The sequence below is a fragment of the Flavobacterium sp. J372 genome (genome assembly GCF_024699965.1).
Classification (GTDB): Bacteria; Bacteroidota; Bacteroidia; order Flavobacteriales; family Flavobacteriaceae; genus Flavobacterium.
Genome location: NZ_JAJOMZ010000004.1, coordinates 3,102,124 through 3,122,369 on the forward strand (window position 1 = coordinate 3,102,124; position 20,246 = coordinate 3,122,369).

The window sequence follows — 20,246 nt, forward strand, 5'->3', positions numbered from 1 at the left end:
CGTAAAAAAGTCTTAGCTACATCTGGTAGCCATCACTTAACACATCGCTGTATTTGTCATTTTTTGAAATAAACTTAGCAACATATGAACATTGCGGCACTACGGTAAGTCCGTGCTCACGACTGTATTCCAGAGCCTGCTTTACAAGGCTGGCTGCAGCGCCGGTACCACGTAAAGCCTGCGGCGCCTCGGTATGCGTAAGATATATTTTATCATTCTGCAATATATATTCCAAGAAAGCTACATGCCTATCTTTATGAAGTTCAAACTGGTTCTGGCTTTGGTTATTTACAAATTCTGAATTTTCCATGATATTGATTTTTATAAAGGTAGAATTATTTAGCAGGTTTTTTGAATATCTTTAGCCAACATTAACCAAAAACCTCATGCAAAATAATCCTGACGAAAAAGATATGAAACGCGAACTGGGCCTGCTAGACGGCACTATGCTGGTAGTAGGCTCTATGATAGGTTCAGGCATCTTTATAGTAAGCGCCGATATGGTGCGTAATGTAGGCAGCGCCGGCTGGCTTATATTAATTTGGGTACTTTCAGGCATTATGACAATGATTGCGGCCGTGAGTTACGGAGAGCTGAGCGCCATGTTCCCTAAAGCAGGCGGGCAGTATGTGTACCTGAAAGAAGCCTACAGTAAGCTCATAGCATTTTTATATGGATGGAGCTTTTTTGCAGTGATACAGACAGGCACAATTGCCGCCGTGGGGGTTGCCTTTGGTAAGTTTGCCGCCTACCTTTATCCTCCGTTAAGTGATGAGAATGTCCTGTATGAAATTGGCTCTTTTAAGCTTAATGCAGCACAGCTGGTTTCAATTGCTACAATCATATTACTTACGTACATCAACAGCCGTGGAGTAAAGAACGGCAAATACATACAAACCGTTTTTACAATTACCAAGATCGCGTCGCTGTTTGGGCTCATCATTTTCGGGTTTGTACTGGCTGCCAATGCTGATGTATGGGATACCAACTGGGCTGATGCCTGGACGGCAAAACAATACATAAAAGACACTGATGCATGGAATGCCATCGGCGGCGGGGTACTCCTTTCTGCTGTGGCAGCGTCAATGGTAGGCTCTTTGTTTTCAAGTGATGCATGGAATGGAGTAACTTTCATTTCCGGCGAGATAAAAAACCCACAGCGAAATGTGGGCCTCAGCCTTTTTTATGGCACGCTGATAGTTACCGTGATATATATTGCTGCCAACATTATGTACCTGGCTGTAATGCCCATTAATGATATTGCGTTTGCCGCGAGTGACAGGGTGGGTGTTGAAGCATCAAAAAGCATATTCGGCAGCACAGGCACTTACATTATTGCGATAATGATAATGATTTCTACCTTTGGCTGTAATAACGGGCTGATACTGGCAGGAGCCCGGGTATATTATACCATGGCTAAAGATGGCTTGTTCTTTAACAAAGCGGCCAGTCTTAACCGCGCCAGTGTACCTGGCTGGGGGTTGTGGTTCCAGTGTTTCTGGGCATCGGCACTGTGCCTTACCGGGAAGTATGGCGACCTGCTTGATTTTGTGATGATCATTGTGGTGATTTTTTATATCCTGACCATTGCCGGGATTTTCATACTCCGCAAAAAAATGCCTGATGCAGAAAGGCCTTACAAAGCATTTGGCTACCCGGTGCTGCCAGCAGTTTACATAATACTGGCTACAGTTTTTTGTATTATGCTTTTAAAAGACAGGCCCGAAACCTGCGGATGGGGTGTGTTAATTATGCTGGCAGGCATACCTGTGTATTATGCAACAAAAAATAAAAGCTAAAGACAATTAGGAACAAGTTTTAAAAGCTACATTATTCTTATTTTCTCTGATTATAAAGTCTGGGTGAAATTCTATTGATTTGCATGCAGCTGCATTAATATGCTTCATACTAATCCATATAAACCTCCGTTCCCTCTTCAGCAACTAAGTTATAAGGTATTACAACCTTTGTTTTAGTACCTTCACCAATCTTGCTTTTTATTTTCACTTTACCGTTAAAGGCCTCTGCCCTGTGCATAATGTTTGATATGCCAAAGCCTTTCCTTTTTTCGTTTACATCAAAGCCTTTTCCATCATCTTCCACAGTTACACAAATACAGCCGTCACAAAGATTTAGTGATATGTTTACATTACTGGCATCAGCGTACTTAAAAATGTTGTGCAGCTGTTCCTGAATTATCCTGTAGATATTGAGCTTTATTTCATCAGAAAATTCAATTGGCGCTGAATATGAAAAATTGATATTTAAAGAAGTATCGTCATGGCAGTTAAGTTTAAGGATAAGATCATTGATAATTTCCTCAAGATTCACATCCGTTAGAGGTGACACCAGATTTTGGCACAATGAGTGGATTTCTTCCATTGCTTTGCCTATTTGTTCAGCCGGCTCTTTAATAACTTCTTTTACAGCTTCATTTTTTCTACCCACGGCACCTAGGTGAAATCTGGCTCCGTATAAAATCTGGTTAATATTGTCATGCAATTCCTGGGCTATGTAGTTCTTTTGTTTTTCCTGCGCTTTAATTATAGCTTTAGAAATCTTTTTCTGCTGCTGTATTTTTTGTTCTTTAATCTTTGCTTCAAGAAGCTTCGCGCTTTCTTCAGCGTCTTTACGGCTGGTTATATCCTGTACAATCCCGAACAGCCTTACAGGTACATTACCTAAATCATACTCAAACTTCCATTCAATATACCCATGCCTTTTTTCACCCGATGTTGTTACAAACCTGAAATCCCTTTTTGCGTCTTTATGATCATATAGTGCACGTTTAATAAGTTTTTCTGCAATTTGCCTGTCTTCAGGATGTATCAATGATAGGAATAAGTGCACAGATGGCTTGGCTTCATTTGCCTCAAGCCCGAATATCTTAAATAATTCCGGCGACCATGTGTGCAGGTTTGTTTTCAGGTCAACATCCCAATAGCCCATATGCCCTATTGCCTGTGCTTCATTCAGTTTTATCTGGTTTTCTATGAGTTTACGCTGCATAAGTGTCTTTTCAGTAATATCGTGAACAATAACAATCCGTACTGTTCGTCCTTCATGCTCAAATGAATGCGCGGTTGCCTCTACAATTATTACATCACCATTTTTCTTTATGTGCCTCCAGGTGCTGTTTACTGTGCCGTCAAAATTATTTTCTTTTACTTCTGCTATTTCTTCAAGAAGGGGCATTACATCTTCTTCCGGCCTTATATCTTTTATCGTCATTGATAAAAACTCATCGCGTGTATAGCCATAGTGCCTTATAGCAGCCTCATTTACATCAATAAACTGCAAAGTTTCAAAATCATACAACCATGCAGGAAGCGGGCTTTTATAAAACAGCGTGCGGTACTTCTCTTCACTTTTGCCGAGTTGTATGCTTATCGATTTACTTTCGGTAACATCCTGGTAAAAGATTGTTGTTCCATTATCAGAAGGATATACCTTTACTGAAAACCATTTGTCAAGTGCAGCATAGTAACTTTCGCCTTCATGCATCACACCTGTTTCTATAGCTTTATGATAAATGTCCCAGAAAACTGTCCCAACCGTTTGCGGATGTATGTCCCATATTACTTTACCCAGTGTCTTCTCCCGGCCCAAAGGATGTATATTCAGGGCAGCGTCATTTAAAAATATATATCGGCCTTTACCGTCAAGCGAAATCACGGCATCTTTAATGCGGTTAATAGTTAAATCCAGTTTTTTTTCTTCCTCTTATATTTTCTTATATACCAACCGGCAGTAAGGCTTAAAAGCAGAGTATATATAACAAGTAAAGCATTAAACATTGGCTGTATCGGTTTTAAATATGTGTCAACTCCCAGTATACAAACATTACGAAATTGTTAGGAATTTCAAAAAAAATTTAGACCTTTTTTAATGACAAATTAATTTTGTTCATTCTGTTAATTAGCAAAACCTTATTATTTAGCTACAACAATTTTAAGCTTAGCAATTGTAACTTAGACATATAATAAGCACATCTCTTATTGAAATATGCAATTTAATATTACAATTATGTCAGCAACTAAAAACTATGCGTTAATAACCGGCGCAACCGAAGGTATAGGTTATGAGCTTGCAAAGCTATTTGCAAAAGATAAATACAACCTGATAATAGTGGCCCGCCATGAAGCAACGCTTAAAGAAAAGGCACAGGAATTTGCCGGCAATGGCATTGAAGTACTCCCTATAGCAAAAGATTTGTTCAGCAGGGAGGCTGCTTTTGAACTTTGCAGTGAAGTAACTGCAAAAGGCATTGAGGTGGAAGTACTGGTTAACAACGCCGGACAGGGAGCATACGGGCTGTTTCAGGATAATGATATTGAAAAGGAACTTTCAATAGTAGACCTAAACATTGCCTCACTGATGATCATTACGAAACATTTTGTAAAAGAAATGATTGCCCGCAACCGCGGAAAAATTCTAAACCTTGCCTCTATTGCCAGTGAGTCTCCCGGGCCGTGGCAGGCAGTATATCATGGCACAAAGGCTTTTGTGCTGTCTTTTTCGGAAGGGTTGCGCTCTGAGCTTAAAGATACCGCAATAACTGTTACAGCATTGCAGCCGGGCGCTACTGATACTGATTTCTTTAATAAAGCTGATATGAACCGGAGCAAAATTGTACAGGAGAATGACCTATCTGACCCTGCGGATGTTGCAAAAGACGGCTACGACGCATTAATGGCAGGGAAAGACAAAATCGTATCAGGCTTTAAAAACAAGCTTATGACCACTTTAGGAAATATTACCCCTGATACAATGCAGGCAGAGCAGATGAAAAAGATGCAGGAACCTACTGATAAATCGTAAATATTATTCAGAGACTAATAATAATTAGAAAACCCCGGCTCATCACCGGGGTTTTCTCACTATTTCACTCAAAAAAAACTATTACTTCTTGATAATCTTAGAAGTCTTCACATCATTGCCTGAAGCCGCTTTAACAAAGTATGTACCGGCGCCAAGGCCTGAAACATCTATCACAGCTTCATTAGCTTTTACAACCTTTGTAATTACTTCCTGCCCAAGCAGGTTGTAGATTGTAATATTATCTATCTCCCTGTCAAGAGAAATTGTAAGCATATCATTTACAGGGTTAGGATACACCTTCATAGCAGCCACAGCTTCAAATTCATTATTTGATAGCGGAGCTGATGTTGGGCATGCCACATCTGTAAGATAATTTGAGCTTGTAATACCTGTTACGCCCAGCTGTCCGTCAGTATTGTTGCCTGCAACCCACAGTTTTCCGTTAGGGAGCATCGCAATTGTATGATCATAACCTCCTGCCATTGCAGTCCAGCCATCAAAATTACTGTTTACGTAAGTTGGCACAAGTTTGTTTGTGGTTGAGCCTATGCCAAGCTGCCCGCTGCTGTTTAATCCCCATGAGTACAATACACCATTTGCAGTTACAGCCATTGAATGCTGGTCTCCGGCTCCGGCTACAGTCCAGGTGGTGCTTGTACCAATTTGGGTAGGTGTGCTTTTATCAACAATGGTATTGTTGCCAACCTGGCCTGCTTCATTGTTACCCCATGCCCAAAGTGTACCATTTGTTTTAACTGCAACTGCGTGGAAACCACCTGCAGCAAAACTTACAATACCTGTAATGGCTATTTGTACTGGCGATGTTTTACTCACTGTTGTACCGTCACCAAGTTGTCCGTAGGCGTTTAGTCCCCACGCCCACAATGTGCCGTCGGTTTTCATAGCAAAACTGTGGTATGCTCCTGTATATATATTTTGCCATGTGGTGCCGGTACCTATTTGTACAGGTACACTTCTGTCTGTAGTACTACCATCACCTACACTACCCACAGCATTAAAGCCCCAGCCCCAAAGTGTTCCGTTTGTTTTTAAAGCTATAGTATGCCCCTCGCCCGCTTCTACACTTTTCCAGTTGGTTGCAGTACCAATTTGTACAGGCTGAGTCGTAGCTACAGCCGATGTTACACCGTTTCCAAGCCTGCCATTGGCATTGCTGCCCCATGCCCATAATGTACCGTTTGTTTTAATTGCAACGGTGTGCTGCAAACCGGCTGAAACACTTTGCCAGTTATTGGCTGTACCTACCTGCTTAGGTATGCTTTGGTTAGTTTGGCTTCCTATGCCAAGCTGGCCTGCCTCATTGGCACCCCAGGCCCACAGAGTACCGTCTGCTTTTATACCCATGCTATGCGTGGCTCCCGCTGCTATTTGTACAAAACAAGTTACATCTACAGGATTAGGAAGCGTTGTAAAGCTGCCGCCCGCAACCCAGGTTTGGTTACAAGCCGAAGATACCCACCAGTAGTATGTTGTATTTGGCTGTAGCTGGTCAATCCAAACATGACTTTCCGATGTTTGCCCTGATTGTCCTCCTATCTGGTTTACAGTGTTATAATAATATGTATAGCCTGTTGTTGTAGGGTTTGCCGGAGTCCAGTACAATTGGGCAGCATATGTTGATATGCTTTCCTGATATACACCCAGGCCTGTAGGCGAACCGCAGCCACCATCTGTCTTATTTATTTTCACAAGGCCACCTTCAAGAGTTCCTGCCCATATAACATTTGAATCAACTACATTGATTGAGGTGATATTATTATCAGGCAAGATAGAGTTTGATGTCCTGTAGGTAGTACAATCGGTAAACCTTTGAATACCGCCTGCATAATTTCCGCAATTCTCCAGCCCTAGCCATACCTTATTGGTTTCATCAATACCCAAAGCTTCTACGCCGCAACTCGCAAGGCATGATTCGTTGTTTACCAGATAAAAACCTGTATAATCGGTTCCTACAATTTTACCGAAACCATCAAAAGTATCTACATAAATAGTGGTTCCAACAACTTTAAGTATTTTTTCAACCTGGTCGTTAACAATTGTAAATGTTGTACCGTTGAATTTCATCAAAGCACCACTTGCCGAAAGCCAAACATTATTACTGCTGTCTGTAAATACAGAGGTAACATTGTTTGACACTATTTGTGAATTAGCTGTGTTATAGGTTGTCCAGGTAGTACCGTTAAACTTGCTAAGACCTGATGAGGATGCCATCCATAGGTTTCCGGCGCCGTCTGTAGCAATACCTGTGGCGGTATTATTCGGCATACCCGGATTGTTTGTATTGAAATTGGTAAAAGTTGTACCATTATAGCGAATAATACCATTACCGTAAGTTGATATCCAGACAGTTGTGCCTGCAACAGCCACTTTGTTAAGCATATCTGTACCGATAGCAGAATTTGAAGTGTTATAATTTGTAAATGTATTACCTACCATTCTTGAAAGTCCGTTGTTGGTAGCAATCCAAAGCGTTCCGGATGATGACTGCTTAAAATCGTTCACGTTATTTGATGCAATGCCGGAGTTCTGGGTGTTATACACCGTAAAATTGTACGACTGTGCAAATACCGTAACTGAAATGAAAAGCAGTAACAGAGAATAAAGTTTCTTCATAAAATTTGTATATGTAAAGTTGGTTAAGTTCCTAAATAATAAATTAAAAAAATCAAACGACCTTTCAGGCAGCCCATTAATATAAACCATGCTTTTATGGCCGCTTGAGGAAGTAAAACTATTGCTGAAGTATGACACCTGCAATTTATATATAAGAGAATTTATAAAAACCCAAACTATAAACACTATAACAACTTATTGACTTACAGGTCATTCCTCTGAAGGTTTTCAATATAGTAGTTTGGTGTAAGGCCGGTCTGCTTTTTAAACACTTTTACAAATGTAGTGGCATCTTTATATCCTATTTCATGGGCAATCGCCTGTAAAGTAAAGTTTCTGAACTGCGGGGAATTGTTTAGCTTCTGCAGCACAAAATTGATGCGCAATTCTTGTGTATACTCAGAAAATGTTTTTTGTAAAACCTGATTAAAGTATTGCGATAAATAGGCTGTATTTGTGTTCAGTTTTTTGGCAACAAAAGCCAGTTTAAAATCAGATTTAAGATAAGCCTCTTTATGCTCTAATCTGGCAAGCCCGCTCTCAATTTTTTGCACTAATTCATCGTCCATATTTTTTGAGCCTGATTCTTCAATAGGGCTTTCAGTAACGATGAAATTAATAGGTTTCTTTTCTTTTAATCTTTGAATGATTGCTAAAAATCGTTTATGCTTTTGTTTTTGCTTTTGGTAATAATTATAAAAGCTTGAAATTACAAGGACTAAAAGCAGCCCCATGCCAATCATTATTTTTATAAAAGTATGCCGCCCGCTTAATAATGCATCAGATTCTTTTTTAATTGACATGATATCATAGTTATGCAAAAAATCCAGCGACTCAGCTTTAATGTTATCCATTTCTTTAATAAGTTCAAGGCTCATTTTAGCGTAGCTGTAGGCCAGCTCTGTCCTTTTTTGTTGGCTGTAACTTTGTGAAAGAAGTGAATACACTATCAGTAGATTTTCTTTAGATACCTTGGTAACCTCATAGTTTTTGATAAATTTTTTCGAAAAATAAATAGCGGAATCCGGCTGATTCAAATGGAAATAACAATCAGCCATCCCTAAATCAAAAATTTGGGCAGTCCGAAGATTCTTTTGAATTTCAGGGTGAAATTTCCGCATCTTATAAAAATGCAGTGCTTTTGAATAATCGCCCTTCAATACAGCGCTTTTAGCTTTGTGCATGTATAAGAGCGCCTGGGTATAATCAGCCTGCAGCGGATCATTGAGCATTAGTTTTGCCGCTCTGTTAAAGTAAACATCGGCCGAATCAAGATATTTTTTTTGACGTGTCTGAAGATAGAATTTTTGATAAGCCTCCCCAATTTCATTATGCCTGTCTGCAAAAAGCTTATCATTCATTTCCTTTTGTTCTGCAACGCCCAATTTTACGTGCTTGGAAGTACGCAAATCATTCTTCAATAACTCAATGCCGTGTGTATAATCACCCATCGCGACTTTCAAAATACCTAACTGTTGCTGATAACGGTCACTTGGGATCTTATCATTATATGTAGTAAGTAAAATTAATGCCTGATTATATTCGCCAATGTTCTTATAGAGATAAAACAGCTTGTTAACACACATTCCCATTAAATCTTTAAAATTTTCCCTGCTATTTAAGGTTTGATTCTCATCAATACTTTTTAAAAGGGCCAACAAAAGTTTTTCGGATTTTGGGTAGTTACATTTTGTATAAAAATATGTTGCCACATAATAATCTCCACAATATCTGGCAAACTGGTTTGAAGAACGCGTCAACTTTTTAGCTTCCTCGTATGCTTTTTCGGGGTCTGTTAATAGGAGCTTTTGAATATTGCGGGTTTGAATGTTTTCATAGGCAGTCAATTCTTGTGCGTTACACAATAACGTGCAGCAAAAATATAATAGCACAGTAAGTACTTTTAAGAGTTTTTCTCTCAAAGACTGTGTAATAATGGAATTCATTTATGTGGAATATTGAGACAAAAAACCGCAGCATATTCCTATGGATTTGCCGCAATTTTTTATGTAAATATGTTAACTTTATGACAATTGTCGCTGCAAAAATATAGCTTTTCTCAAAACATACAGCTTTTAATCCAATGTTTAGTTTGATGATCTTTAAAGGACGGTATAGTTTCAGGTAAAATTTTAAATCATTTGAAGATTTTTTGATTTTCATTCAAGGACTCAGACGGAAAGTCATTACTTCATGCAGGCTAATAGCTAAGTAAACATATGAAAACTCTTGTTGGATATGCCGAAACAAAATCCATAAGTCATCGTTAATCTCCGAAATTAATAAGGTAGAGAAGAAATTGCTTCCTATAGTTTAATTTTTCCAATGGATGTAAGTTTTAAAACCCAGCAAGAATTTACCTAAAAAAGGTAAATTTGCTTAAAATACATGCCGTGAAAAAGATACTTATAATTGATGATGAGGAAAAATTGAGAAGCCTTATGTCAAGAATAATCAAATTCGAAGGGTTTGAGGTATTCGAGGCAGGTAACTGTAAATCAGCTTTGCGGATATTACAGCAGGAAAATATAGATATAGTACTTTCTGATGTAAAACTACCTGACGGTAATGGGATAGACCTTACCAACACCATCAAAAAAGAATATCCAAGTATAGAAATCATTCTTTTGACGGCATATGGTAATATTCCTGACGGAGTGCAGGCTATTAAACACGGGGCTTTTGATTATATTACCAAAGGTGATGACAATAATAAGATTATACCCTTAATTCATCGCGCGATAGAAAAATCCACTCTGCAGAGGCGTGTTGAAAACCTTAGTGCGCAGCTTGAGCAGAAGTACAGCTTTTCGGGAATAATAGGACAATCCAAAAGCATTCTTGAAGCTATAGAATTAGCGAAAAGAGTTGCCCCGACCGATACAACTGTGCTTTTGACCGGCGAAACTGGTACAGGAAAAGAAGTGTTTGCTAATGCAATACATCAGAATAGTCTCCGAAAAAATGAAAATTTTGTCGCTATAAATTGTTCCGCATTTAGCCATGACCTGCTGGAGAGTGAGATGTTCGGGCACATGCCGGGAGCATTTACCGGAGCTTTAAAAGAAAAGACCGGACTCTTTGAGGAAGCAAACCGGGGCACGATCTTTCTTGATGAGATCGGGGAACTCCCTATAGATTTGCAGGCCAAGCTGCTGCGGGTGATTGAAAACGGTGAGTTTTTCAAAGTGGGCAGTAGTAAAGCAAGAAAGGTTAATGTACGGATCATAGCCGCAACAAACCGCAATTTCAGAACCGAGATAGAAACAGGAAAGTTTAGGGAAGATTTGTTCTACCGCCTCTCAACCTTTATTATTCACCTGCCACCTTTGCGTGAACGTGCGAAAGATATCGAGGCGCTCTCCTTACACTTCCTGAATATTTTTTCCCGAAAGACTAATAAAAAGATTTCGCAAATTTCTAAAGAGGCGCTGCATATATTAAAATCACACCAATGGCCGGGTAACATACGTGAAGTAAAGAATATCATGGAACGTAGCGTAATTCTTGAGACTACCGGTACGTTAACTCCTGAAAGCCTTCCCGCCGAACTCAGAACCCAGCCCCCCGGAACAGAGCAATCTGGAATGCTTTCAGCATTTTCTATGGCTGCGGTAGAAAAATTGCACATTCAAAAGGTGCTCAATTATACTGGCGGAAACAAAGCAGAGACAGCCCGTTTATTAAATATTGGAGTTGCTACCCTGTACAGAAAGATGGATGAGTACCATTTAAATTCCTGAAAAACTTCTCATTTTGAAATACCGACCCTATCATAATGATAGGGTTTTCTATTTCCTGATTGGCCCTGCCCGGCGATAGGCTCTTGTATATCATACATTTACCAAATCTCATATATTATGGTATCTGTTTGGCTACTATGGTGCAAAACAATAAAATCATTTCATAATGAGAAACCATGTCAAATCTGCATCTGCCAAGGCGGTACAGTTCGCAGAAATTACCAAGAACCTTATCCGTAAGGGCAATATACCAAGGGCAAAAAGATGTCTGGGCATAGCTGAACAGCTACTGGCAAATGGTAATGCCGAGACAAAGAACCTGATCGCTAACATTTATGTCTTCTCGGTATCCACTTTTATGGAACTGCACAAATGCAGTATCGCCGACCTTTTTCCGCAGTCCCTGCGCAAAGAATACATTGCCCAGGTCAACGCTTCAGGAATATAAACCTTCAAATTAATACAAATGACACTTATCCTTTACGTAACCGGCATCGCCTTCTTTGCCTTATTTATCAAATCAGTCGATTTTTTCGAAAAAGTCTAAAACTATGACAGTATTATTTATTGTAGCATTATTGGTGTTCGGATACATCTGCTACGTACTTGTAAAACCTGAAAAATTCTAAACGATGAACAGTGAAATTTTTGGAATTATTGTGATGTATGGACTAGTGCTGCTGCTGGCAATCCCGCTGGGCCGTTACATTGGCAAGATATTTAATTATGAGAGCACATGGCTCGACAGGATATTCAACCCGCTTGACAAACTGTTTTTTACGATTGGAGGCATCAACCCTAACCGGGAAATGACCTGGAAGCAGCATCTGGGCGCGCTTTTGGTAATCAACTTTTTTTGGTTCCTTATCTCAATGTTTGTACTCACCAACATGGAGTGGCTGCCGCTTAACCCCGACAGCAACCCTTCGATGAGCGGCGATTTGGCCTTCAACACGTCAGTAAGCTTTATAACAAACACCAACCTGCAGCACTACAGTGGCGAAACTGGCCTGTCTTACCTGGGCCAGCTGACACTTATGTTATGGCAATTTATAAGTGCGGGGTGCGGTATTGCTATCTGCGCGATGGTATTTCATGCCATGAAAGAAAGGACTACGGCACATCTTGGAAATTTTTACAGCTATTTTGTGCGTTCATGCACAAGGATTTTACTTCCATTGGCTGTTGTAGTGGCCATTATCCTGGTATTCAACGGAACTCCGATGACTTTTGAGGGTAAGGATACGATCACTACTTTGGAAGGAAAAGAGCAAAATATCAGCAGAGGTCCGGTAGCGGCATTTGTGGCAATCAAGCAGCTTGGCACTAACGGGGGCGGTTTTTACGGACCCAACTCGGCAAACCCGATGGAAAACCCAAATTACCTCACCAACATTGTCGAATCTGTAAGTATCCTTCTTATACCTATTGCCATGATATTTGCCATGGGCTATGTACTAAGGCGAAAAAAACTGGCCTGGACAATATTCGGGGTAATGACTGCAGGTTTCATGCTGCTGCTTATAACTTCAGTTTATGCCGAAATGAATGGCAATCCTGCGATTGATAAAATGGGGATTGCACAGGCCATGGGTAATATGGAAGGTAAAGAGGTGCGGTTTGGTGCGGCGGCAACTGCTAACTGGGGAACCTACACAACCTGCACCAGCAACGGTTCGGTAAATGGCATGCACGATAGCTTTACGCCGCTTGGGGGCATGACAACCTTATTAGGAATGATGGTTAACTGCTTTTACGGAGGTGTGGGCGTAGGCTTCCTCAACTTTTACATATTCATCATTCTCGCAGTGTTCATTAGTGGGTTGATGGTAGGCCGCACACCGGAATTTCTAGGCAAAAAGATTGAAGCGAAGGAAATGAAGATTGCAATGATAATTGCACTGCTGCATCCTTTGCTCATCCTTGCCGGTACGGCAATAGCCTCGCATGTATATGCAGGCAATCCCGAAGAATATGCCGGTTGGCTTGCCAACCCGGGTTACCACGGGTTTAGTGAGATGCTCTATGAGTTTACCTCATCATCAGCTAATAACGGCAGCGGTTTTGAAGGATTGGGCGACAATACGCCGTTCTGGAACATTGCCTGTGGCATTGTAATGCTCATGGCACGCTACCTCCCTATTATCGGGCCTGTTGCCATTGCGGGAATACTGGCTGCGAAGAAATATGTTCCCGAAAGTTCCGGTACTCTGAAAACAGATACGCCTACATTCGGCTTCATGACTTTTGCTGTAATCTTCATAGTTGCTGCACTTTCATTCTTCCCGGCACTCACGCTGGGGCCAATTGCCGAACATTTTTCACTTTACAAATAAATCCACACGAAATGAAAAGTCAAGATACAGCCCTGTTCCGGGGTGACATGGTAAAACAGGCATTAAAGCAATCTTTCGTAAAACTTAATCCCTCATCATTGATTAAAAACCCGGTGATGTTTACGGTAGAGATAGGCACAGCTATTATGGCATGCGTATGTGCCTGGATACTGATGGGTGAAACAAGCCAGGGAAGCTTTGCATACAACTTCACAATCTTCATGATTCTGCTGTTTACGCTTTTGTTTGCCAATTTTGCAGAAGCCATTGCAGAAGCGCGTGGCAAGGCTCAGGCCGACAGCCTGCGCAAAACCCGCGAAGAAACACCGGCTAAAAAAATTGAATTAATTGGAGAAATTTACAAGGATGAAGTTCAGGCAGTCACTTCTTCTACCCTAAAAAAGGGTGACATCTTTATCTGCGAGCCAGGTGATATCATCCCGACCGATGGTGAAATAATAGAAGGGCTTGCAACTATTGATGAGAGCGCCATTACAGGAGAAAGCGCTCCCGTGATCAGGGAAGCCGGAGGCGATAAAAGTTCGGTGACCGGTGGTACTAAAGTGCTTTCAGACTATATAAAGGTCCAGGTTTCGACTGATCCGGGTGAAAGCTTCCTTGATAAGATGATTGCTCTTGTAGAAGGCGCTTCGAGGCAGAAAACACCGAATGAGATTGCCCTAACAATATTGCTTGCAGGTTTTACCCTGGTCTTCATCATCGTGTGTACAACACTGCAGCCTTTTGCAGCTTATGCCAATATTACCATTACCATAGCATCATTTATATCGCTGTTTGTATGCCTCATTCCAACAACCATCGGCGGTTTGCTTTCTGCTATTGGTATAGCGGGAATGGACAGGGCATTGCGTGCCAACGTGATCACGAAGTCAGGCAAAGCAGTGGAAACTGCGGGTGATATTGATGTACTGCTTCTGGACAAAACAGGAACAATAACCATCGGTAACCGAAAGGCAACACACTTCTGGCCCGCAGAAGGCATATCTGAAAAAGACTTCATCAGGGCAACCGTACTCAGCTCAATGAGCGATGAAACTCCCGAAGGCAAGTCGATAATAGAACTGGCCGGCGTGAATCCGCTAAGCTATGAGGCAAAAAATCCGGTGTTTATAAAGTTTACCGCCGAAACCAGAAGTTCCGGAATCGATTATGAAGGCAACAGGATACGCAAGGGTGCTTATGATGCCATTAAAAACATTGTAGAAAAAGCAGACAACAACTTCCCAATTGCAATTACCCGTAAAGTCGAGGGGATCTCAGGAAATGGAGGTACGCCTCTTGTGGTTTCAGAAAATGAGAAAGTATTAGGGGTTATCGAGCTTCAGGACATCATTAAAACCGGTATTGCTGAACGTTTTGAGCGCCTGCGGAAGATGGGTGTAAAAACTGTGATGGTAACCGGCGATAACCCCCTCACTGCAAAATTCATAGCTGAAAAAGCTGGTGTGGATGACTTTATCGCCGAAGCGAAGCCTGAAGACAAAATGAATTACATAAAAGCAGAGCAGCAGCAGGGCAAACTGGTAGCGATGATGGGTGACGGTACGAATGACGCGCCTGCCCTTGCGCAGGCAGATGTGGGCGTTGCCATGAACAGCGGAACACAGGCAGCCAAGGAAGCCGGCAACATGGTTGACCTTGACAATGACCCAACAAAACTCATTGAAATTGTAGAAATAGGCAAGCAGCTTCTGATGACAAGGGGTACGCTCACCACCTTCAGTATCGCTAATGACGTGGCAAAATATTTTGCTATCATTCCTGCGCTTTTCATCATGGCAATACCATCGCTTCAGGGGCTTAATATAATGAACCTGCACAGCCCTGAAAGCGCGATACTTTCGGCGGTGATATTCAACGCGATCATCATCCCGTTTCTTATACCGCTAGCTTTGAAAGGGGTGGCCTATAAGGCGATAGGCGCTTCTGCCCTGCTGCGGCGTAACCTGTTTATTTACGGGTTGGGCGGCATGATAGTACCGTTTATCGGAATCAAAATAATCGATATGCTGGTTTCAGTATTCTTCTAAAAATAAATAAAAATGAAACAGAACATAATATCTGCAATAAGGCTCACCTTGTTTTGTGCAGTCTTCTTTTCAGGGATTTACACCATGACTATCTGGGGTGTGGCACAACTTGCACCCAACCAGGGTAAAGGCTTTGTTGTAGAACAGGATGGCAAAAAATACCACATTAATGTAGCCCAGAGCTTTACCAAACCGGAATACTTCTGGCCCCGCCCGAGTGCGGTAGACTATAATGCCGCCGGATCAGGCGGCAGCAACAAAGGCCCTTCAAACCCTGAGTACCTTGCCACTGTACAGTCGCGCATAGACACTTTCCTTTTGCAAAACCCGGACCTGACTGCCGCTGATGTTCCAAGTGAGCTTGTAACGGCTTCGGGAAGCGGACTGGACCCGAACATTTCTGTGCAGGGTGCCAGGGTACAGGTAAAACGAATAGCAGACGCAAGAAACATAAGCGAAGAGCAAGTACAAACACTTATTAAAGAAAATACCGAAGCCCCGCTTCTCGGCGTTTTGGGAACCGAAAAAATCAACGTATTAAAACTTAACTTAGCATTAGATAAAATTAAGTAATGAAAACACTTTTATCCGCTTTTGCAATCACTGCGCTAACTTGCGGGGCTGTAAATGCACAAACCAGCGATACAATAAAAATACTACCACAACCTGAAATCCCGGCATTAAAATTCAGCGGCTATGCGGAAGTATATTATACCTACGATTTTGGGCAGCCGGAAAGCAACACCCGCCCCGGATTTATATATTCGCACAACCGCCACAATGAGGTAGCCCTCAATCTGGGCTTTATTAAAGCAGCCTACGACAACGGCATAGTACGCGGTAATCTGGCGTTGATGGCAGGTTCGTATGCCAATGCCAACCTTGCCGCTGAAGAATCGACATTAAAAAACGTGTACGAAGCCAATATAGGAGTGAAACTGAGCAAGACTGCAAACATCTGGATTGATGCAGGGATATTCGCTTCGCATATCGGCTTTGAAAGTGCTGTTGGTAAAGATTGCTGGACCCTTACAAGAAGCATTCTGGCAGATAACTCTCCTTATTATGAGAGCGGCGCAAAGCTGTCATACACCTCGCCATCAGGCAAGTGGTTTATAAGTGGCCTTGTATTGAACGGCTGGCAGCGCATACAAAAGGTAGAAGGAAATAAAACCCTTTCTTTCGGGCATCAGCTGACATATAAGCCCAATACAAAAGTAACCCTTAATAGCAGCTCATTTGTCGGCAACGACAAGCCTGATGCAGACAAACGCATGAGGTACTTCCATAACCTCTACGGAATTTTCCAACTCACTGAGAAATTTGGGCTTACCGCAGGGTTTGATATCGGTGCAGAGCAAAAAAGCAAGGGTAGCGAGCGTTATAGCAGCTGGTATTCGCCTGTGATTATTGCACGCTATGCCTTCAGCGACCGGTTTGCCATTGCTGCCCGCGGTGAGTATTACACAGATAAGGAAGGAGTAATAATTGCAACAGGCACGGAAAACGGCTTTCAAACTTTCGGATATTCGCTTAATTTTGATTACAATATCTACAGCAATGTAGTGTGGAGGGTTGAAGCAAGGACATTTAACAGCAAAGATGATGTTTTCCTAAGCAATGATGATACGTCACACAATAACAACTTTATTGCTACCGCACTGGCAATTTCATTTTAATGGAAAGCGAAAAGGAAAATAATGTAAAACACTTTCTTGACCTGATACAAAAGTCGAGAAAGGGTAAGTTTAAGGTCTACATCGGCATGAGCGCCGGTGTAGGCAAAACTTTTCGCATGCTCCAGGAAGCCCATACGTTATTGCGCAATGGCATTGATGTTAAGATAGGATTTGTAGAAACCCACCGCCGAAAAGAAACACATGAACTACTGGAGGGTTTGCCCGTCATTCCGCAACGTTCTATCTTTTATAAAGGCAAATACCTGGAAGAAATGGATGTGCAGGCCATAATCAATCTTCGCCCGGAAGTGGTAATTGTGGATGAACTGGCACATACCAATGTTGAAGGCAGCAAAAACGAAAAGCGATGGCAGGACGTGATGGATATTATTGACGCGGGGATTAATGTAATCAGCGCTGTGAACATCCAGCATATAGAAAGCTTAAATGATGACATTAAGGAAATTACGGGAATTGAGGTAAAGGAGCGCATACCTGACAGTGTGCTTAAAGCCGCAGATGAAGTTGTAAATATTGACCTTACTGCCGACGAACTGATTACCCGCCTCAAAGAAGGAAAAATTTATACTGACGATAAAATTCAACCGGCACTCAATAACTTTTTTAAATCACAGCACATACTCCAGCTTCGGGAACTGGCGCTTAAGGAAGTTGCAAGCCAGGTTGAGCGGAAAGTAGAATCAGAAATCACAGGTTCGGGCAGCTTAAGGCACGAACGCTTTTTGGCGTGCATCAGCAGTAATCATAGTACGGCAAAGACAGTTATACGTAAAACCGCAAGGCTTGCCAATTACTACCACAGCAAGTGGTATCTGATGTATGTTGAATTACCCGGTGAAAAGCCGGATCGTATAGCGCTTGACAAGCAGCGCCACCTGATCAATAATTTCAAGCTTGCCACCGAGCTTGGCGCAGAAGTAATCCGCGTGCAATCGGGCAGTGTTGCCTCTGCTATTATAAAGCAAGCCGAAGAGCGTAAGGCAACTACGATATGCATCGGCAAGCCACACCTTACCCTTATCAAGGTTATCCTTTCAACAAACATATTTAATTCGCTGCTAAATAAGCTTTCCAAAAGCGAAATTGACTTAATCATTCTTTCATAATGAAAATCAAAACAAAACTGGCGCTGTCGCTAAGCCTGTTATTTGCATTGACCATAGCACTGGCAGGCCTTGCCATTTGGCAGGTACGCCAACTCTCATCAGACACTTCCAATATACTGGTGGCAAACTACCAGTCACTGGATTATTCGCGCAATATGTATAAGATTCTGGACGAGGGAGGCCCGGACTTTGAGAGAGCTAAATTCAGCAAATTTCTAAACAGGCAGTTAAATAACGTTACTGAGATTGGTGAACAGGAATATACAGCTGAGCTTTATGATGACTACAAGGCTTACATACTCTCGCCTACCCCATTACGTGCAGCGGAAATCAGGGGTGACCTGAACAATATTATGAAGCTTAACATGGATGCCATAAAGCGTAAGAGCCTCAAGGCGGAAACTAATGCTGAGCAGTCTGTATTATGGCTTTCCTTTACAAGTTCTTTTTGCCTTATAATCGGCTTTACACTGTTAGTAAATGTTCCGGGATACATTGCAAATCCGATAAGGGAATTAACAGAGAGCATCAGGCAAATTGCATCCAGAAACTACTCACAAAGGGTATATAATAAAGGCAATGATGAATTTTCAGTCCTCGCCAGGTCATTTAATACAATGGCCGAGAAACTCGAAGAATACAACAATTCCGACCTTGCTAAGCTGATGATTGAAAAAAAACGCATAGAAACACTTATTAACAGCCTCTCAGACCCGGTTATTGGCCTTGATGATAAAAACAGGATATTGTTTATTAATGAGCAGGCATTAGTAATAACAGGCCTTGCTAACTTACAAGTCATTGGCCGGAAGGCTGAAGAACTGGCACTGAAAAATGATCTTTTGCGAACCCTTCTCAAGAATATGCTGAGTGGGAACGCAAAGGGCGAGAACCTGAAAATATACAGCAATGATAAGGAAAGCCACTTTGAACAGCTGATTGTTCCGATTAATATATTACCAACAGGGGAGGCTGAAAAGAGGCATATAGGAACCTTCATGATACTTCGAAACATTACAGCTTATAAAGAACTTGACGCTGCCAAAACAAATTTTATTGCTACTGTTTCCCATGAATTCAAGACACCTATAGCTTCCATGAAAATGAGCCTACAGCTTTTAGAAAATGAAAAAACAGGCGCACTTAATGATGAGCAATTAAGCCTTGTTGAAAGCCTTCGGGAAGATACCGAGCGCTTGCTTAGAACCACTGGCGAGTTGCTTAACATAACACAAGTAGAAACAGGGAAGGCACAATTTCAATTGGCAAATTTAGATATTGCACCAATAATACAGAAAGCCATTGAATCTAACGATAAAATAGCTGGACGTAAAGACATACGATTGATTGTGCCCAAACTAACTCATTTGCCACAAATCTCAGCTGACGCAGAAAAAGCAGAGTGGATCATATCAAATCTTATTTCTAATGCAGTCAGGTATTCTTATGAAAATTCTGAAGTTAAAATTCATACAGCCCTAACGCCGGCATACGTTGAGATTGCGGTGCAGGATGATGGGATCGGGATACCGGAAGAGCATCACGGCAAGGTCTTTGAAAAATATTTCAGGGTTCCCGGCAATGAAAAAGATGGCACAGGCCTAGGCCTGAGCATCAGTAAAGAATTTATTGAGGCGATGGGCGGTTACATCAAATTACAAAGTGACATTGGGCGTGGGAGTATATTTACGGTAGGTTTCAGACGGAACCATGGCTAACGTTAGCATAGAAGAATTTAAAGAGCATTCTGAGAATTTGCAGGCAGCTAAAAAAAAAAACCACAACATTATCTGCTGCGGCTTCAAAACTTGTGGAGAAGATGGGAGTCGAACCCCACCTTTTCAACCCGCGTGGT

At 41.6% G+C, this 20,246-nt stretch carries 15 protein-coding genes; 11 read left to right on the forward strand and 4 right to left on the reverse strand.

What is annotated here, in order from left to right:
• Positions 1–16 precede the first annotated feature (16 nt).
• Positions 17–310, reverse strand: a complete 294-nt coding sequence (locus tag LRS05_RS15255) for a GNAT family N-acetyltransferase (protein WP_257869100.1) — start codon at positions 308–310, stop codon at positions 17–19.
• A gap of 76 nt (positions 311–386) precedes the next feature.
• Between LRS05_RS15255 and LRS05_RS15260 the strand changes: the two genes are divergently transcribed.
• On the forward strand, positions 387–1,799 hold the full coding sequence (locus LRS05_RS15260; protein ID WP_257869101.1) for an APC family permease: 1,413 nt from the start codon (positions 387–389) through the stop codon (positions 1,797–1,799).
• A gap of 109 nt (positions 1,800–1,908) precedes the next feature.
• On the opposite strand, the gene LRS05_RS15265 is transcribed toward LRS05_RS15260, so the two are convergent.
• Positions 1,909–3,708 (reverse strand): PAS domain S-box protein, encoded by a 1,800-nt coding sequence (locus LRS05_RS15265; protein ID WP_308224982.1) that lies wholly within the window; start codon positions 3,706–3,708, stop codon positions 1,909–1,911.
• A gap of 318 nt (positions 3,709–4,026) precedes the next feature.
• Here LRS05_RS15265 and LRS05_RS15270 point away from each other — a divergent pair, with 318 nt between their 5' ends.
• Positions 4,027–4,821 carry an SDR family oxidoreductase gene (locus LRS05_RS15270; protein ID WP_257869102.1) on the forward strand — a complete coding sequence of 265 codons (795 nt, stop codon included), beginning with the start codon at positions 4,027–4,029 and terminating at the stop codon, positions 4,819–4,821.
• A gap of 81 nt (positions 4,822–4,902) precedes the next feature.
• Here LRS05_RS15270 and LRS05_RS15275 read toward each other — a convergent pair whose 3' ends face one another.
• Positions 4,903–7,455 carry a T9SS type A sorting domain-containing protein gene (locus LRS05_RS15275; RefSeq protein ID WP_257869103.1) on the reverse strand — a complete coding sequence of 851 codons (2,553 nt, stop codon included), beginning with the start codon at positions 7,453–7,455 and terminating at the stop codon, positions 4,903–4,905.
• Between the two features lie 203 nt (positions 7,456–7,658).
• Positions 7,659–9,401 carry a helix-turn-helix domain-containing protein gene (locus tag LRS05_RS15280; RefSeq protein WP_257869104.1) on the reverse strand — a complete coding sequence of 581 codons (1,743 nt, stop codon included), beginning with the start codon at positions 9,399–9,401 and terminating at the stop codon, positions 7,659–7,661.
• 447 nt (positions 9,402–9,848) lie between these two features.
• Between LRS05_RS15280 and LRS05_RS15285 the strand changes: the two genes are divergently transcribed.
• The 9 genes from LRS05_RS15285 (at position 9,849) to LRS05_RS15320 (ending at position 20,109) form a co-directional block, all read left to right on the forward strand.
• Entirely contained in the window at positions 9,849–11,198 is a 1,350-nt protein-coding gene (locus tag LRS05_RS15285; RefSeq protein ID WP_257869105.1) for a sigma-54 dependent transcriptional regulator, read from the forward strand.
• 166 nt (positions 11,199–11,364) lie between these two features.
• Positions 11,365–11,646 (forward strand): hypothetical protein, encoded by a 282-nt coding sequence (locus LRS05_RS15290; RefSeq protein WP_257869106.1) that lies wholly within the window; start codon positions 11,365–11,367, stop codon positions 11,644–11,646.
• A gap of 103 nt (positions 11,647–11,749) precedes the next feature.
• Complete coding sequence (locus tag LRS05_RS17705; protein WP_374707794.1) at positions 11,750–11,827, forward strand: potassium-transporting ATPase subunit F; 78 nt, start codon at positions 11,750–11,752, stop codon at positions 11,825–11,827.
• 3 nt (positions 11,828–11,830) lie between these two features.
• Positions 11,831–13,534: a potassium-transporting ATPase subunit KdpA gene (gene kdpA, locus LRS05_RS15295; RefSeq protein ID WP_257869107.1), complete on the forward strand. Its 1,704-nt coding sequence runs from the start codon at positions 11,831–11,833 to the stop codon at positions 13,532–13,534.
• Between the two features lie 11 nt (positions 13,535–13,545).
• Entirely contained in the window at positions 13,546–15,585 is a 2,040-nt protein-coding gene (kdpB, locus tag LRS05_RS15300) for a potassium-transporting ATPase subunit KdpB (RefSeq protein WP_257869108.1), read from the forward strand.
• Between the two features lie 12 nt (positions 15,586–15,597).
• Complete coding sequence (locus LRS05_RS15305; RefSeq protein ID WP_257869109.1) at positions 15,598–16,158, forward strand: K(+)-transporting ATPase subunit C; 561 nt, start codon at positions 15,598–15,600, stop codon at positions 16,156–16,158.
• Positions 16,158–17,264, forward strand: coding sequence for a porin (locus tag LRS05_RS15310; RefSeq protein ID WP_257869110.1), 1,107 nt, complete (start codon positions 16,158–16,160; stop codon positions 17,262–17,264). Before LRS05_RS15305 ends, LRS05_RS15310 begins: the two co-directional genes overlap by 1 nt.
• Positions 17,264–18,391, forward strand: a complete 1,128-nt coding sequence (locus LRS05_RS15315) for a sensor protein KdpD (protein WP_257869111.1) — start codon at positions 17,264–17,266, stop codon at positions 18,389–18,391. Before LRS05_RS15310 ends, LRS05_RS15315 begins: the two co-directional genes overlap by 1 nt.
• On the forward strand, positions 18,391–20,109 hold the full coding sequence (locus LRS05_RS15320) for an ATP-binding protein (RefSeq protein WP_257869112.1): 1,719 nt from the start codon (positions 18,391–18,393) through the stop codon (positions 20,107–20,109). Before LRS05_RS15315 ends, LRS05_RS15320 begins: the two co-directional genes overlap by 1 nt.
• Positions 20,110–20,246: the final 137 nt, after the last annotated feature.

What these genes read in the sequence shown, in the direction of transcription:
- LRS05_RS15275 (WP_257869103.1), bottom strand. Translation starts at nt 7,455, where the DNA reads ATGAAGAAACTTTATTCTCTGTTACTGCTTTTCATTTCAGTTACGGTA.
- LRS05_RS15280 (WP_257869104.1), bottom strand. Translation starts at nt 9,401, where the DNA reads ATGAATTCCATTATTACACAGTCTTTGAGAGAAAAACTCTTAAAAGTA.
- kdpB (WP_257869108.1), top strand. Translation starts at nt 13,546, where the DNA reads ATGAAAAGTCAAGATACAGCCCTGTTCCGGGGTGACATGGTAAAACAG.
- LRS05_RS15290 (WP_257869106.1), top strand. Translation starts at nt 11,365, where the DNA reads ATGAGAAACCATGTCAAATCTGCATCTGCCAAGGCGGTACAGTTCGCA.
- LRS05_RS15255 (WP_257869100.1), bottom strand. Translation starts at nt 310, where the DNA reads ATGGAAAATTCAGAATTTGTAAATAACCAAAGCCAGAACCAGTTTGAA.
- LRS05_RS15260 (WP_257869101.1), top strand. Translation starts at nt 387, where the DNA reads ATGCAAAATAATCCTGACGAAAAAGATATGAAACGCGAACTGGGCCTG.
- LRS05_RS15305 (WP_257869109.1), top strand. Translation starts at nt 15,598, where the DNA reads ATGAAACAGAACATAATATCTGCAATAAGGCTCACCTTGTTTTGTGCA.
- kdpA (WP_257869107.1), top strand. Translation starts at nt 11,831, where the DNA reads ATGAACAGTGAAATTTTTGGAATTATTGTGATGTATGGACTAGTGCTG.
- LRS05_RS15270 (WP_257869102.1), top strand. Translation starts at nt 4,027, where the DNA reads ATGTCAGCAACTAAAAACTATGCGTTAATAACCGGCGCAACCGAAGGT.
- LRS05_RS17705 (WP_374707794.1), top strand. Translation starts at nt 11,750, where the DNA reads ATGACAGTATTATTTATTGTAGCATTATTGGTGTTCGGATACATCTGC.
- LRS05_RS15310 (WP_257869110.1), top strand. Translation starts at nt 16,158, where the DNA reads ATGAAAACACTTTTATCCGCTTTTGCAATCACTGCGCTAACTTGCGGG.
- LRS05_RS15315 (WP_257869111.1), top strand. Translation starts at nt 17,264, where the DNA reads ATGGAAAGCGAAAAGGAAAATAATGTAAAACACTTTCTTGACCTGATA.
- LRS05_RS15320 (WP_257869112.1), top strand. Translation starts at nt 18,391, where the DNA reads ATGAAAATCAAAACAAAACTGGCGCTGTCGCTAAGCCTGTTATTTGCA.